This window comes from Arthrobacter sp. ASL1, assembly GCF_056680475.1.
Map to the genome: position 1 here is coordinate 729,124 of NZ_CM155284.1, position 13,495 is coordinate 742,618.

The window sequence follows — 13,495 nt, forward strand, 5'->3', positions numbered from 1 at the left end:
CCTCCCCTCCCTCCGCACTAAGGAAGCATCATGACCATCAAGACCACCACCACCTCGGTTGCCGCACCGGACATCGTCCGCTGCGCCTACATGGAGATCGTCGTCACCGACCTGGCGAAATCCCGCGAGTTCTACGTCGACCTGCTCGGCCTGCACGTGACCTTCGAGGACGAGGAGGCCATCTACCTGCGCTCCTTCGAGGAGTTCATCCACCACAACCTGGTGCTGCGCAAGGGCCCGGTCGCCGCCGTCGCCGCCTTCTCCTACCGGGTCAAGTCCCCCGCAGAGGTCGACGCCGCGGAGGCGTACTTCAAGGAACTCGGCTGCCGCACCGAACGCCGCAAGGAGGGCTTCGTGCGCGGCATCGGCGACTCCGTCCGCGTCGAGGACCCGCTGGGCTTCCCCTACGAGTTCTTCTACGACGTCGAGCACGTCGAACGCCTGCACCAGCGCTACGACCTCTACTCCGCCGGCGAACTGGTCCGCCTGGACCACTTCAACCAGGTCACCCCCGACGTGCCGCGCGGCCGCGAATACCTCGAGGGCCTGGGCTTCCGCGTCTCCGAGGACATCCAGGACTCCGACGGCGTCACGTACGCCGCGTGGATGCACCGCAAGCAGACCGTGCACGACACCGCCCTGACCGGCGGCGACGGCCCGCGCATGCACCACGTCGCCTTCGCCACCCACGAGAAGCACAACATCATCCAGATCTGCGACAAGATGGGCGCCCTGCGCATCTCCGACCGGATCGAACGCGGCCCCGGACGCCACGGCGTCTCCAACGCGTTCTACCTGTACATCCTGGATCCGGACGACCACCGCATCGAGATCTACACGCAGGACTACTACACCGGCGACCCGGACAACCCCACGATCACCTGGGACGTCCACGACAACCAGCGCCGCGACTGGTGGGGCAACGCCGTCGTTCCGTCCTGGTACACCGAGGCCTCCCTGGTCCTGGACCTGGACGGCAACCCGCAGCAGGTGAACGTTCGCGAGGACAAGTCGGAGATGGCCGTCACGGTCGGTGCCGACGGCTTCTCCTACACCCGCGCCCCGGGCGACGCCCTCAAGGACGAGCCCGGCGAAGAGGTCGGCTTCAAGATGGGCCACCAGCTCTAGGCACACCCGCCCTGCGCACCACGCAGGTCACCGCGTACGACGGCGGCGCCGCAGGTCATTGCCTGCGGCGCCGCCGTTCGTCTGCCAGGGCCACCACCAGGGTCACCGGCGCGATGCCGAATCTCCCACCTATGGGTTCCTCTTGCCACCCCGTCCCACCGCGCAGTAGATTTCATCCATCCAGCGGGTGGACCATGGGGGCGGCATGCATTACTTGATCAACTACCCGGGCGGGCCGACTGCTTCCATCGGCGGCAGGACCGCGAACCCATCCACTGTGCGCATCGATGCGGGGCCCGGCGACCGGCGGGAACGCCGGCACTACGACCACGCCGCTGACAATGGCACCCATGCCGCCAACAAGGTTTCCAGATGAACCGTCTCTTGGCAGCCTCGTGCGTCGCCGTGGTGTGCATCGCCCTCCCTTCGTGTGCTGGTTCCCCCGGCCCGATCCAGCCCGACCAGTCCGGGCCGCTGGACTTTGGAAATGCCGGAGGCCCGCCGGGGAATACCTACTGTTCACGACTGCTGGAGCCTGGCTCCGAGGTGGGGTTCGCCGACATCATCATGAACCCGACCAAGGAACGCGCGGAAATCAAGGCAGTCGAACTGGTCGACGCGGTCAACCTCCACGTCGACGGCGGCCGCGCGTGGGATGTGCGCACGGCGGGTGCCCTGTATTTCTGGACGTACCAGGAGGAAGGAAACAAGTATTTCAAAGGGCCTCTCAAGGCCATGCAGGCGGCCGGCGGGTACATCGTCGAACCGGGCGCCGATGTTGGTGTGGCCGTACCCGCAGTAATCGCCGAGCCGGACAAGGACGTCGCGGTGGGACGGATCCTGGTCCGGTACGACCTGGGCGGCAAGGAGTATGCCGAAGTGTCGAACACGGAATATGAAATGGTTCCTGGTGGATGCGGCCCTTAAGCCAGTCCGTCGTCCGTCATGGCCATGGACGCACCCGCTGCCGCCTGTCATGTCGATCCCGGCGGAAATTGAGGATCACCACGTGACCCGCCTCGGATTCCACGTGGCGGCCGCCGCCACGGCGATGCTGTTGCTCGCGGCATGCACAGCCGGAGATGCGGCCCCCGGGCAAACCAGGACGGGCCACTGACGATCGGCAGCGACGAAAATGGCCCCGCCGGGAACCACATCTGCGGTCCACTGCCGGAAAATGGTTCGGAGGTGAATTTTGCCGGCGTTGCCCTAAACCACACCGGGCAGGCCGCGACACTCCACTCCGTGGAACTTCTCGATCCCGTCAACGTCAAGGCAGTGGATGCGCGCGCCTGGGACCTGAGGAAGAGCGAGGGAAAGTTATATTGGTCCGCCGAATCAGTGGATGGCGATAGGCACTAAAGGAAACTGTTCTCGGTCCTGGAACCCGCGGTCGGATACGTGGTGGACCCCGGCCAGGAAGCTGGAGTGGCCGTACGAGGCACGGTGACATCAACCGGGGCCCACGTCACTGTGGGCAGGCTGCAGGTCAGGTACAGCGTGGACGGCAAGGACTACGCAGAGCTCTCCGACGTCGGCTACATCTTGAAGCCCGGCGGGTGCGGCCCCTAGGCCGGTCCGTCGCAGGAGTCCAGGCGTCGGCCCCGCAGGTCATTGCCTGCGGCGCCGCCGTTCGTCGGCCAGGGCCACACCGAGCGTCACCAGCACGACGGCGGCGATCACCGCGAACCCGGTGGTGAAGGCCCCCTCCCAGTCGCTGGCGGCCTGCGTGGCGAAGAAGATGGCGGTCACCAAGGCCAGGCCGACGGCGGTGCCGATGCGCTGGCCGGTCTGCAGCACCCCGCCGGCGCTGCCGGAGTAGCGCAACGGCACGTCGGTGAGCGTCAACGTCTGGTTCGGGGAGATGACGGCCCCCTGCGCGACCCCGATGAACAGCAGTGCCAACGCCAGCCACCAGATCGAGAACCCGGTGTGGGCGTGCAGCTGGATGACCAGGATGCTCAACCCCAGGCCGAGCAGGGAGGCCAGGATGCCGCCGATGACGATCTTCCGGCCGTAGTCCATGACGCGTTTTCCGGCCCAGTTGGAGACGACGGCGGAGGTCAGCGCGGCCGGCAAGCCCATCAGCCCGGTTTCCAGGGCGGTCATCTGCAACCCGTTCTGCAGGTACAGCGCCACCAGCACCCAGACGCTGGTCACACCGAGGAAATACAGTCCGGCGATCAGCGTGCCGTAGGTGAAGCTCCCGGTTCGGAACAGGTCCAGGTCGACCATGGGGCTGCGGCCACGGGCCCGGTAGCGCTTCTCCCACGCCACCCACGCGGCCATGAGCGCCAGGCCCGCCGGCAGCAACAGCCACGTGAAGATCGTCGGCTCCCCCTGCACGAACGGCAGCAGCAGGGCCAACACCGCCACCCCGAGCAGGACGGCGCCGACCGGGTCCAGGTCGCGGTCCCGGGCACCCCGTCGTCGTGCCTTGCCGGTGCTCGCCACGTCCGGTTCCACCAGCACCTCTGCCTCGACCGGGGCGTCGGCCCGGGTGCGTTCGTCAGGGTGGGCCGCCGGGGACGCGGGCCGCCGGGTCAGCAGCGGGCGGGGGAACCACATCAGGGCCAGGATGACCACGACGATGCCGACGGGAACGTTGACCAGGAAGGTCCAGCGCCATCCGGTCTCGGCACCGAAGAGCTGGATGATGACCCCGCCGAGCAGGGGGCCGATGGCCACCGAGACCCCGACGACGCTGCCCAGCGCCCCGTACGCCCGCCCGCGTTCGCGGCCGCGGAAGTTGTGCTGGATCATCCCGACGACCTGCGGGTTCAGCAGTCCGGAGCCCAGTCCCTGGATGAAGCGGGCGATGTTCAGGGTCAGTGGATCCGGGGCGAGGCCCGCACCCACCGACGAGAGTGTGAAGATCACGACGCCGGCCAGGAAGATCGGGGCGCGGCCCACGATGTCCCCGGCACGTCCGGCGGCCACCAGCACCACGCCGAAGGTCAACGCGTACCCGGAGAGCACCCATTGGATGTCCGTGTCGTCCGCATGCAGCCCGGTCTGGATGGAGGGCAGCACGACGTTGACGATGCTCACCCCGACCAGGGACATGAACATGGTGGCCAGCAGGACGGCGAGGATGCGCCAGCGGCCGGGATCCGGCGCGTCGGCGGCTTCTGGGGCGGAAGAAGTGGGTGTCACCTGCCCATTCAAACACCGGGCACCCGGATTCGTTGCCCGCGGAAACCAAACCGTCGGTGGTGGCCACTCGTCAGGCGGGTCGCGGCCCGGCCACGGCAGGAGTCTACGACACCGGGTCAACGAGGATGCGGGCGAGGGTCGTCCGCCCGAGCTCGGCCATTCCCGGGTTGCTGTCCCGGTAGTACCAGACCAGTCCCATCGCCTGCTGGAATGCCCAGGCGGCTCCGCGCGCCCACTCGAGGTCGCTGCAGCCCAGCAGGCGGCGCAGCAGGTCCCGCCGTCGGCCATCGAGCAGGTGCCACGCGGCCACCAGATCCAGCGACGGGTCGGCGGGTGCGAAGCCCCCGCCGTCCAGGACCCCGACGAGCCGGCCACCACCGACCAGGAGGTTCGCCGGAGTGAGATCGCCGTGGGTCATCGCCGCGGGACCGCCGGGTGGCAGGCGGCGAAAGCCCGCCCACACCCCTCCCAGCCGCTCCACCGGGAGCAGTCCGGTGCTTTCGCGCAGGCAGGTTTCCATCCACTCGTCGGAGTCCCGGAGGTCCCCGCCGCGGCCGCCGCCCGCGAAATGCCGCCCCTGTGTATCCGCGGCGCGCAGGGCAGCGATGAGCCCGGCCAGATCGCGGGCGAAGGGGGCGGACCGCTCCAGTCCGCGCGGTGTGGCGACAGTCCCGGGCAGCCACGTCTGCACGGACCACGGCAGCGGATAACCGTGCCTCGGTTCGCCCACGACGACCGGAGTCGGCGTGGCGACGGGACTGGCCGCGGCCAACGCGTCCATGGCGGCGGCCTGCCGGTCGAGCACCGCGCGCATGCCGGCCGGGTCGGCGGGCCGGAGCGGAAACCGGGCGGCCCATTCACCTCCGATCCTGAAGATCGCGTTGTCGGTCCCGTCCGTGGTGATGCGCCGGATTCGTTGTTGCCGCCACCGGGGAAACTGGTCGTCGACCAGGTGGCGAACGGTGTCCGCGTCGAGGTGCAGCTCGTCGTCGTGCATGGGCAGGTGGCTGACCCTGGCGGAGGTCGGCTACTTCCCTGCCGACGATCCCGGGCGGTCATCGCCACTCCCGACGGGCCGCCCCAGGAAGGCGACCAGCCGGATCAGCGCGGGGGCATCGTCGGGAACGGGCTGCGGTGGACCGAACCGTCCGTCCCTGGCCCGCTGGGAGAGCTGGGCGCGCGCGAAAAGCAAGGAGTCCGCGGCCAGTTCCTCGGACACACCGAGGGATTGGCCGGTGGCCTTCGCCAGGTCCCACCCGTGGGCCAGCAGGTCGTAGAGGCGGATCTGCAGCCGAGCGGCACCCGTGGCGTCGCCGAGCGGGCTGCTGAAGGCCCGCTCGAGGGTGCCGGGCCGTTCGAAGGCGGCCAGCAGCGCGGAGGCAGACTCGACGTAGGCGGCCACCGGGTCATCCCCCAGCGGGTCCTGTGACCGTTCGGGTGGTTTCCGGTCACCGAGCATGGCCGCGAAGACCAGGTTCATGCCCACCACATGGGCGAGCACGTCGCGCACGTTCCAGTCGGTACAGGGTGTCGGCGCAGTCCACTGGTCGGAACGGATGCCCCGGACCAGCACGGCGACATCGTCGAGCGCGCCGGCAAGCTGGCCGGTGGTGGGTGGGTGCGGTGACGTCGGCATGGAGCCTCCCGGCAGTTGTCGCTGGATGGGATCCGCCCCTGGCACATCGACACCCGATACAACCGTCATCTTCCGTCGGCCAGCGTCCGATTGTCCAGCGGCGTGGTGGACGCCGGCGGTCGGCCACCGGCACCGCACGGTTCAGGCTGGATAGTCGCCGACGAGGTACCTGTTGCGCTGCTCGATCAAGTGCCGGAGGTAGCGGGCCAGGACCAGTTTCTCGACGAGGCGTCCGAGCGGTCCGCAGGGCGCCGTGAATTCGATCCGGTCGATCATCGTGGTGTCGTGGGTTTCGGCGTCCCAGGAGAATTCATGGACGTGGCGGAATCGCCGGAATGGCCCCCTGACCTGCTCGTCGACGAAGGAGTCGGGGGCATCCAGGTGGGTCACCCGGCTGGTCATCCGCAGGGGGAACCCGAAGTGCCACGCCCGCCACGTCACGTCCTCACCGAGTGATATGAGACCGGAACGGACACCGGAGACCGCCTTTTCGCGGGAGTGGGCCATCGATTCCTGGTGGGCATCGATGCTGCGCGCCAGGTCGAAGAGCTGCGCCTTCGGCATCCTGGTTGACGTGGTGCACTCGAAGTAGACGGTCATGGTGACAGCTTCGCAGATGGAGGCCATCGCGCCGTCCCGCCGACGCCACGCCCGGGACTGGCCTCCCGCAGTGATCGCGGTCACACTGGGGCCATGGGACCTTCATTCGGGGCACCACGGCCCTTCACCGATCGGCATTACGCAGGGCAGCAGCTGGCCGGCCAGTTCACCGCGTACCAGGGACGTCGCGACGTCGTCGTCCTCGGGCTGGCGCGCGGCGGGGTGCCCATCGCGGCGGAGGTTGCGCGGTCCATCGGCGCACCGTTCGACGCGCTCATCGTCCGCAAGCTCGGCGTCCCGGGGCATGAGGAACTGGCCTTCGGCGCGCTGGCCGCCCACGGCCCGCACCAGGCCGAGGTCAGGATGGACCACGTCCTGGCCTCGATCCCGGCGGAAAAACGCACCCGCGAGGTCCTGGACGACGTCCGGAACCAGGAATCGGTGGAACTCGTCCGCCGCCAGGGTTCCTACCTGCGCGGGCGCGGCATCGATCTGTCCGGGCGGACGGTGATCCTCTGCGACGACGGGTTGGCGACCGGGGCCTCCATGCGGGCGGCCATCCAGGTGGTGCGCCAGAGCCATCCGGAGCGGGTCGTCGTCGCGGCCCCCGTCGGACCGCCGGAGGTCTGCGCGGAGTTGGCGGGCTTCGCCGACGAGGTCATCTGCCCGCGCCAGCCCGAACAGTTCGGTGCGGTGGGAGCGTTCTACGCGGGGTACGAGCAGCTCACCGACGAGGACGTGCTGCGCATCCTGGGCGGTTAGGGGCGCGGGTTGTCGCCGTCGTGCGGCGGGTCGTCCTGCCGTGCCGGGTCCTGCCCGTCCTCGGGCCCGCGGGGCGCCGGGGCGGGGGCGGGAACCGTCGGGTGCTGTTCGGGGGCGACCCGGATGCCGTATTGCGGCCTGCCATCGGGCAGGTCCGAATAAGCTGCCGGGGCGGGTTGCGCAGCCGCCGGTTCGACGGCGTCGTCACCGGACCGCTCCGGTCCGGCCGCCTGCTGGGGCTGGGCAGCGGGTGCCGGGGCCGGGGAGGCACCGGCGTCGTGCCCGGGGTTGTCCTGGGGGGCACCCGTGGAGGCCGGTCCCTGGTGGCGTGCCGGGGCCCAGGCGGGATTGACCTGTTGGGCTCCGACGCGGCTCATCGGCAGCTTGGAGGCCAACTCGCGGGCGGCGGCGGCGTGCTCGAAGGCGACAACGACGTCGTAGTTGGTGGCCATGACCTGGCTGGAGGAGGAGAAGTCGCGCTTGCCCTTGCGGAACGAGTAGCTCACCACGCCGACGATCATCCAGATGGCCATGCCCAGGCCGACGGAGGAGAGGATCTGCGTGATCCCGCCGTTCGGCCCGAAGATGCTCAGGATCAGTCCGACGAAGATGCCGAACATGGCGCCCTGGGCGGCGCCGGCCATGGCGACCTTCGGATAGCTCAGTTTGGCGGTGACGCGTTCGACGGTCTTGAGGTCGTTGCCGATGATGCTCACCCCGGCGACGGGGAAGTCGTGGTCGGCCAGATAGTCGACCACCTTCTGCGCGTCCAGGTAGGAATCATAACGGCCCAGGATCTCGCCGCGGGGCAGCGAGAGGTGGGCGGAGGCGTTCGGGGTGGCGCCGATCGGTGAACTCATGTACCCATTCTGCCTTGTCGAGGCGCAGGGGTGGGTCGTTATCGCTGCTGGTGAACCGGGAATCACCCGTCGCGTCGGCCCGTCCGCCGCGAGGGCACAGGCAGTAGCCTAGGAGGGTGAGCAGCTCATCCAACAAGGTATTCATTGCCCGCCTGCTCGGCCTCGATGTCTTCGACCCCCTGGGCGACCGTCTCGGCCGGCTGCGGGATGTCGTCGTGTTCGACCGCGGACCGCAAAAACAGGCCCTCGGCGTCGGCCTGGTCGTGGAGGTGCCCGGGAAGAAACGCGTGTTCGTCCCGATGACGCGCGTCCAGGCGATGGAATCGAGCCAGATCATCTGTTCCGGCCTGGTGAACCTGCGCCGTTTCCAGCAGCGCGGGGCCGAGACCCTCGTCGTCGCCGAGCTCTTCGACCGCGCGGTGGCCTTCACCGACGGCTCCGGATCGGGCGTGGTGGAGGACATCGGGCTGCAGCAGCTGCGCAACGGGGACTGGGCCCTGTCCGACTACTACATCCGCCGTGGCGAACCCACAGGTGGGTTCCGGGCGCTGCGCCGACTGGCCCGCGGGCACCGGGTGCTGGTCGCGTGGGACGAGATCCAGCACGACAGCCGCGATGCCCCGCAGGCCGCCACCCAGTTCGTCGCCGCCCACGAGGAACTCAAGCCGGCCGACTTCGCCGAGGCGCTGCATGAGATGAGCGGCAAGCGCCGCGTCGAGGTCGCCACCGAACTGACGGATGACCGGCTGGCCGACGTCCTCCAGGAACTGCCCGACGACGAACAGGTGCAGATCCTCTCCTCCCTCGACATGGAGCGCGCCGCCGTCGTGCTGGAGGAGATGGACCCCGACGACGCCGCCGACCTGCTCAACGAGCTCGACGAGGGCCAACAGGAGGCCCTGTTGCAGCTCATGGAGCCCGAGGAAGCCAAGGACGTCCGCCGCCTGCTCGAATACGAGGAAAACACCGCGGGGTCGATGATGACCCCGGTGCCGATCGTCCTGGCCCCCGAGACCACGGTCGCCGAGGCGCTGGCCAACGTGCGCCAGGAGGAAATCAGCCCGGCCCTGGCCTCCAGCGTGTTCGTGTGCCGTCCGCCCCTGGAAACACCCACGGGACGATACCTGGGCATGGTCCACATCCAGGCCCTGCTGCGCTATCCGCCGCCGGAACAGGTCGGGAACATCCTGGACACCGACCTGGAACCGGTCCTGGACGTGGCCGACATCAGCGAGGTCTCCCGCATGCTGGCCGCCTACAACCTGACCTCGTTGCCGGTGGTGAACCGCGATGGCCGGCTGGTCGGGGCGGTCACCGTCGATGACGTCCTGGACCACATCCTGCCCGAGGACTGGCGAACACACGACGACGAGACAGAAGTGAAGGGGACTACGAGCCATGGCTGAGCAGAAGAGCACGGGATCCGGTCTGGACACCCCGTTGGGGGCCCGGGCCCGGCTGTGGCCGCGGGTCTCGCCGAACCCGGACGCGTTCGGCAAGGCCACCGAGGGGTTTGCCCGCTTCATGGGCACCCCGGCGTTTCTGGTCTACATGTCGATCTTCTGCGTGTTCTGGCTGGCCTGGAACACGTGGGGCCCGCAATCGCTGCGCTTCGATTCGGCGGCGCTGGGCTTCACCGCCCTGACGCTCATGCTCTCGCTGCAGGCCTCCTACGCGGCCCCGCTGCTGCTGCTGGCCCAGAACCGGCAGGACGACCGGGACAAGGTCTCCTTCACGGAGGACCGCAACCGGGCCGAACGGAACCTCTACGACACCGAATACCTCACCCGCGAGCTGGCCGCCCTGCGCATCGTCCTGCGCGATGTGGCCACCCGCGACTACGTGCGCAGCGAACTGCGCTCCGCCCTGGAGGAACTCGTGGAATCCAACGACGGCGAGGACATCCGGCTGCGCGGCAAGGCGCCCAAGCGGCGGGAAAAGGTCTCCGAGGCCACCACCTCACTGCCCCGCGTGCGGCCGGCCCGCCGGGGCCCGCCCGCTTCCGGCACCGAAGGGAGCGTCGAGTAGCTTGGCCACCAGCAGTACCGCCGGATCCCTCGAGGCGGCCGTCCGCGACGCGCTGGGCACGGTGCAGGATCCCGAACTACGGCGCCCGATCACCGAGCTCGGCATGGTCGACGACGTGCGCGTCGCGGCGGATGGCACCGCCCACGTGCGCGTCCTGCTCACCATTTCCGGGTGTCCGCTGCGCAATACGATCGAGGCGGACACTGCCGCCGCCGTGGCCTCCGTCGCGGGCATCACCGCCGTGGAGGTCGAACTCGGCGTCATGACACCGCAGCAACGGGCCACCCTGAAGGACGGGCTCAAACGCACCACCATCCCGTTCACCGAGCCGGGATCGCTGACCCGGGTCATCGCCGTGGCCAGCGGCAAGGGCGGTGTGGGCAAGTCGAGCCTGACCGTGAACCTGGCGTGTGCCATGGCCGCCGACGGGATGCGGGTGGGCATCATCGACGCCGATGTCCACGGATTCTCGGTCCCGGGGCTCATGGGCATCACCCAGGCCCCGACCCGGGTGGACGAGATGATCCTGCCGCCCGTCGCCCACGGGGTGAAGGTCATCTCGATCGGCATGTTCGTCGAGGGGAACCAGCCGGTCATCTGGCGCGGACCCATGCTGCACCGCGCCCTGGAGCAGTTCCTCACCGACGTGCACTTCGGTGACCTGGACGTCCTGCTGCTGGATCTGCCCCCCGGGACCGGGGATGTGGCGATCTCCGTGGGCCAGCTGCTGCCCGGCTCCTCGATCCTCGTGGCGACCACCCCGCAGGCCTCGGCCGCGGCGATCGCCGAGCGTGCCGGGGCGCTGGCCGCGCAGACCGGCCAACAGGTCATCGGGGTGGTGGAGAACATGTCCTGGCTGGAGTTGCCCGACGGCGAACGGATGTACCCGTTCGGTACCGGAGGCGGGGCCCTGTTGGCCGAACGGCTGACCGCATCGCTGGGCACCGAGGTCTCGCTGCTGGGCGAGATCCCCCTGGACCCGCGCCTGCGGGAGTCCGCGGATGCCGGGACCCCGGTGGTCATCGCGGCGCCGCAGACGGCGTCCGCCCGTCACATCACGGCGATCGCCCGCGCCCTGTCCCATCGTCCGCGCGGGTTGGCGGGGCTCAGCCTGGGCGTGACGCCGACACACTGACCGCTGCCTAGGGGTGGGGCCCCGTCCACCGGTACAGCGGGGGCCAGCGGCTCAGGTGGCTTCGAGGTCGAACGGCGCCCGTTCGCCGGCCGTGAGCACCGCACCGCCGGTGCGCACCGGGGCCGGTGCCGCCAGGGCCTTCTGCTTCTCCGCGGCAGGCCGTGGTCCAGCGGGCGCATCGTCGTCATCGTCGTCGAGCAGGGCTTCCTTGATGATCTTGCGGGGGTCGTACTGCCGCGGGTCCAGCTTGCGCCAGTCGATGTCCGCGATCTCGTCGCCGACCTCCTCGCGGAGCTGCTCCTTGGCACCGGTGGCCATGCGGCGTACTTCCTTGACCAGGCGCGCCAATTGCTGCGCATAGACCGGGAGCTTGTCGGGGCCCAGCACGAAGACCGCCAACACCGCGAGAATGAGGAACTCGCCACCGTTAATTCCGAACACGTCTAGAGATTACCTGTTCCGCGACGCTGGCCCGAACTCCGTGGACCCGCCCCGGTGCGTCGTCCCGAGCCAACCGCTGCACTGCTTCGCATCTAGTGGTCCGTGTCCAGGACCAGCAGCCGGGACATGCCCCGGCCCAACCGGCCCAGCACGCCGTCGCTGCTGCGGGTCTGCGGGGCGAGGCGTGCGTGCTCGGTAGCCACGACGCGGTCCACGACGGCCTCGGTGGCGCTGCCCTTCAAGGACGAGTGCACTGCATAGGTGGCCGTGTGCATGTCGAGCTGGGTTCCGCCGTCGAGGGGGGCCACCCCGACGGTCTCGCCGTCGATGTTGCGCAGGTGCGGTGCCTGCGTGCCGACGATGTGCGATGCCGTCTGCTTCACGTCGCCACCGGTGCGGGAGAACGGTGCCTGCAGCAACGCCACGCCCGGGGTCCGCGATTCGGTCAGTGCCAGCCGTCCGTCGTTACCGGAAAATTCCAGGGTGACATGGTCGACCCCGTTGACGCGGCTGCCGGTCGCGCGGACCAGTTCCAGGCCGGCCGAGCGCATGGTGGGGCAGTTCCAACCGGAGGCGCGCAGGGCACTGAGGTCGGCGGCGCCGAGCTCGGTCGCGGATTCGGACCAGGACTCGGCCAGGGGGCCGTCCCCCGAACCGGACACCGATCCGCCGAGCATCCAGGCGGCACACAGCACCGCGGCGAGCATGGCGACCACCGCGGCGGAAGCCAGGGTCGGGGCCATGGCGCGCAATCGCGCAGCATGCCCGTGGTCATCCAATGCCGCGGAGAACACCGTGGGCGAACTCGGGGTCCACGGGCTCTCTCGCAGCCTTCCGAGCAGGGCATCGTCGGGCAGGCCCTGCTCGTGCGTGGCGGAGTTCAGCGATTGCAGGCGCCGTTTGAGCCGACGCCGGTCCTCCAGCTGGAGCCGGCAATCGGCGCACTCGCCCACATGCCGTTCCAATGCTGCGCGCTGGTGCGCGTCCAGCTCGCCGTCGAGGTAGTCCTCGATGCGCCGGGCGTGTCGATGGAACATCAGCCCGCCTCGGAAACCGCGGGCCCCACCTTGGTTCGGTTGCGGCTTGCGGCTGGATGCGGGTCGCGGTGGGAGAGCTTGACGCGCAGCTGCGAGCGGCCGCGGTGGATCCGCGAGCGGACGGTGCCGAGCTTGACGCCGAGCGTCTCGGACACCTCCTCGTAGGAGAGCCCCTCCAGATCGCAGAGGACGACGGCGGCGCGGAAGTCCGGGGCGAGCTCGTCCAGGGCCCCCTGGATGTCGATGTCGAGGTTGTTGTACTCGAAGGTGCGCTCCGGGCCCGGATCCTTGCCGGGCAGGCGCGTCTCGGCGTCCTCGGCGAAGGCATCGAAGCGGATGCGGTTCCGCCGTCGGGCCTGGTCGAGGAAGAGGTTGGTGGTGATGCGGTGCAGCCAGCCGTCGATGGTTCCGGGGGTGAAGTTGTGCAGGGACCGGAACACGCGGACGAAGGTCTCCTGGGTCAGGTCCTCGGCGTCGAAGCGGTTGCCGGTGAGGCGGTAGGCCAGCCGGAAGACCTTCGCGGAGTGGTTCTTCACGATTTCATCCCAGGAGGGCACGCCGTCGTCCTGTCCGGTGCGCTCGACAGCGTCACCGGCTTCGGGGTTCCTATTGACAATCACGTTGTCGATTGTTCCGGATCATCCTGTGAAGATCCTGTAGAACCACTGGGCGGATGCCTCCATATCAGGGCACCCGAATGCGGCGCTAAGAT

The 13,495-nt window shown here is 69.1% G+C and carries 16 protein-coding genes; 8 read left to right on the forward strand and 8 right to left on the reverse strand.

The features are described from left to right. Positions 1–30: 30 nt before the first annotated feature. The 4 genes from hpaD to AC1MEQ_RS03325 all read left to right on the forward strand — a co-directional run bounded on the left by hpaD (position 31) and on the right by AC1MEQ_RS03325 (position 2,700). The gene (gene hpaD / locus AC1MEQ_RS03310) at positions 31–1,128 is read left to right on the forward strand and encodes a 3,4-dihydroxyphenylacetate 2,3-dioxygenase (RefSeq protein WP_479793917.1); all 1,098 of its coding nucleotides are present in this window, start codon (positions 31–33) and stop codon (positions 1,126–1,128) included. Positions 1,129–1,333: 205 nt separating this feature from the next. After that, positions 1,334–1,504 carry a hypothetical protein gene (locus tag AC1MEQ_RS03315; protein WP_479793919.1) on the forward strand — a complete coding sequence of 57 codons (171 nt, stop codon included), beginning with the start codon at positions 1,334–1,336 and terminating at the stop codon, positions 1,502–1,504. Between the two features lie 170 nt (positions 1,505–1,674). Next, complete coding sequence (locus AC1MEQ_RS03320) at positions 1,675–2,055, forward strand: hypothetical protein (protein WP_479793921.1); 381 nt, start codon at positions 1,675–1,677, stop codon at positions 2,053–2,055. A 519-nt stretch (positions 2,056–2,574) separates the two neighbouring features. After that, positions 2,575–2,700, forward strand: a complete 126-nt coding sequence (locus AC1MEQ_RS03325) for a hypothetical protein (RefSeq protein WP_479793923.1) — start codon at positions 2,575–2,577, stop codon at positions 2,698–2,700. 39 nt (positions 2,701–2,739) lie between these two features. On the opposite strand, the gene AC1MEQ_RS03330 is transcribed toward AC1MEQ_RS03325, so the two are convergent. From AC1MEQ_RS03330 to AC1MEQ_RS03345, 4 genes are all read right to left on the reverse strand, one after another. Continuing rightward, positions 2,740–4,200, reverse strand: coding sequence for an MFS transporter (locus AC1MEQ_RS03330; RefSeq protein ID WP_479796032.1), 1,461 nt, complete (start codon positions 4,198–4,200; stop codon positions 2,740–2,742). A gap of 187 nt (positions 4,201–4,387) precedes the next feature. Continuing rightward, the gene (locus AC1MEQ_RS03335) at positions 4,388–5,281 is read right to left on the reverse strand and encodes a phosphotransferase (protein WP_479793925.1); all 894 of its coding nucleotides are present in this window, start codon (positions 5,279–5,281) and stop codon (positions 4,388–4,390) included. Positions 5,282–5,311: 30 nt separating this feature from the next. Beyond that, the gene (locus AC1MEQ_RS03340) at positions 5,312–5,920 is read right to left on the reverse strand and encodes a TIGR03086 family metal-binding protein (protein ID WP_479793927.1); all 609 of its coding nucleotides are present in this window, start codon (positions 5,918–5,920) and stop codon (positions 5,312–5,314) included. Between the two features lie 141 nt (positions 5,921–6,061). Then, positions 6,062–6,520, reverse strand: a complete 459-nt coding sequence (locus AC1MEQ_RS03345) for an SRPBCC family protein (protein ID WP_479793929.1) — start codon at positions 6,518–6,520, stop codon at positions 6,062–6,064. A 93-nt stretch (positions 6,521–6,613) separates the two neighbouring features. Between AC1MEQ_RS03345 and AC1MEQ_RS03350 the strand changes: the two genes are divergently transcribed. Then, positions 6,614–7,282 (forward strand): phosphoribosyltransferase, encoded by a 669-nt coding sequence (locus AC1MEQ_RS03350; RefSeq protein WP_479793931.1) that lies wholly within the window; start codon positions 6,614–6,616, stop codon positions 7,280–7,282. On the opposite strand, the gene AC1MEQ_RS03355 is transcribed toward AC1MEQ_RS03350, so the two are convergent. Continuing rightward, a complete protein-coding gene (locus AC1MEQ_RS03355; protein ID WP_479793933.1) occupies positions 7,279–8,142 on the reverse strand; it encodes a YflT domain-containing protein in 864 nt (287 codons plus the stop codon). The genes AC1MEQ_RS03350 and AC1MEQ_RS03355 overlap by 4 nt on opposite strands. A 116-nt stretch (positions 8,143–8,258) precedes the next feature. On the opposite strand from AC1MEQ_RS03355, the gene AC1MEQ_RS03360 reads away from it, so the two are divergent. Genes AC1MEQ_RS03360 through AC1MEQ_RS03370 form a run of 3 tightly spaced genes read left to right on the forward strand, consistent with a single transcriptional unit; the run spans position 8,259 to position 11,305 of the window. Continuing rightward, positions 8,259–9,548, forward strand: coding sequence for a magnesium transporter MgtE N-terminal domain-containing protein (locus tag AC1MEQ_RS03360; protein ID WP_479793935.1), 1,290 nt, complete (start codon positions 8,259–8,261; stop codon positions 9,546–9,548). Continuing rightward, on the forward strand, positions 9,541–10,170 hold the full coding sequence (locus AC1MEQ_RS03365; RefSeq protein WP_479793937.1) for a DUF1003 domain-containing protein: 630 nt from the start codon (positions 9,541–9,543) through the stop codon (positions 10,168–10,170). Before AC1MEQ_RS03360 ends, AC1MEQ_RS03365 begins: the two co-directional genes overlap by 8 nt. Before the next feature lies 1 nt (position 10,171). Next, complete coding sequence (locus AC1MEQ_RS03370; protein ID WP_479793939.1) at positions 10,172–11,305, forward strand: Mrp/NBP35 family ATP-binding protein; 1,134 nt, start codon at positions 10,172–10,174, stop codon at positions 11,303–11,305. A gap of 51 nt (positions 11,306–11,356) precedes the next feature. Here the strand turns inward: AC1MEQ_RS03370 and AC1MEQ_RS03375 are convergent, their stop codons facing one another. From AC1MEQ_RS03375 to sigE, 3 genes are all read right to left on the reverse strand, one after another. After that, the gene (locus AC1MEQ_RS03375) at positions 11,357–11,746 is read right to left on the reverse strand and encodes a sec-independent translocase (RefSeq protein ID WP_479793941.1); all 390 of its coding nucleotides are present in this window, start codon (positions 11,744–11,746) and stop codon (positions 11,357–11,359) included. A gap of 92 nt (positions 11,747–11,838) precedes the next feature. Next, positions 11,839–12,783 (reverse strand): anti-sigma factor family protein, encoded by a 945-nt coding sequence (locus AC1MEQ_RS03380; protein ID WP_479793943.1) that lies wholly within the window; start codon positions 12,781–12,783, stop codon positions 11,839–11,841. Further along, on the reverse strand, positions 12,783–13,340 hold the full coding sequence (sigE, locus tag AC1MEQ_RS03385) for an RNA polymerase sigma factor SigE (protein ID WP_479796034.1): 558 nt from the start codon (positions 13,338–13,340) through the stop codon (positions 12,783–12,785). Before sigE ends, AC1MEQ_RS03380 begins: the two co-directional genes overlap by 1 nt. Between the last annotated feature and the right edge of the window lie 155 nt (positions 13,341–13,495).

Coding starts and splice junctions, on each gene's coding strand:
- AC1MEQ_RS03365 (WP_479793937.1), top strand. CDS start 9,541: ATGGCTGAGCAGAAGAGCACGGGATCCGGTCTGGACACCCCGTTGGGG.
- hpaD (WP_479793917.1), top strand. CDS start 31: ATGACCATCAAGACCACCACCACCTCGGTTGCCGCACCGGACATCGTC.
- AC1MEQ_RS03345 (WP_479793929.1), bottom strand. CDS start 6,520: ATGACCGTCTACTTCGAGTGCACCACGTCAACCAGGATGCCGAAGGCG.
- AC1MEQ_RS03340 (WP_479793927.1), bottom strand. CDS start 5,920: ATGCCGACGTCACCGCACCCACCCACCACCGGCCAGCTTGCCGGCGCG.
- AC1MEQ_RS03315 (WP_479793919.1), top strand. CDS start 1,334: ATGCATTACTTGATCAACTACCCGGGCGGGCCGACTGCTTCCATCGGC.
- AC1MEQ_RS03380 (WP_479793943.1), bottom strand. CDS start 12,783: ATGTTCCATCGACACGCCCGGCGCATCGAGGACTACCTCGACGGCGAG.
- AC1MEQ_RS03330 (WP_479796032.1), bottom strand. CDS start 4,200: ATGTTCATGTCCCTGGTCGGGGTGAGCATCGTCAACGTCGTGCTGCCC.
- AC1MEQ_RS03335 (WP_479793925.1), bottom strand. CDS start 5,281: ATGCACGACGACGAGCTGCACCTCGACGCGGACACCGTTCGCCACCTG.
- AC1MEQ_RS03355 (WP_479793933.1), bottom strand. CDS start 8,142: ATGAGTTCACCGATCGGCGCCACCCCGAACGCCTCCGCCCACCTCTCG.
- AC1MEQ_RS03350 (WP_479793931.1), top strand. CDS start 6,614: ATGGGACCTTCATTCGGGGCACCACGGCCCTTCACCGATCGGCATTAC.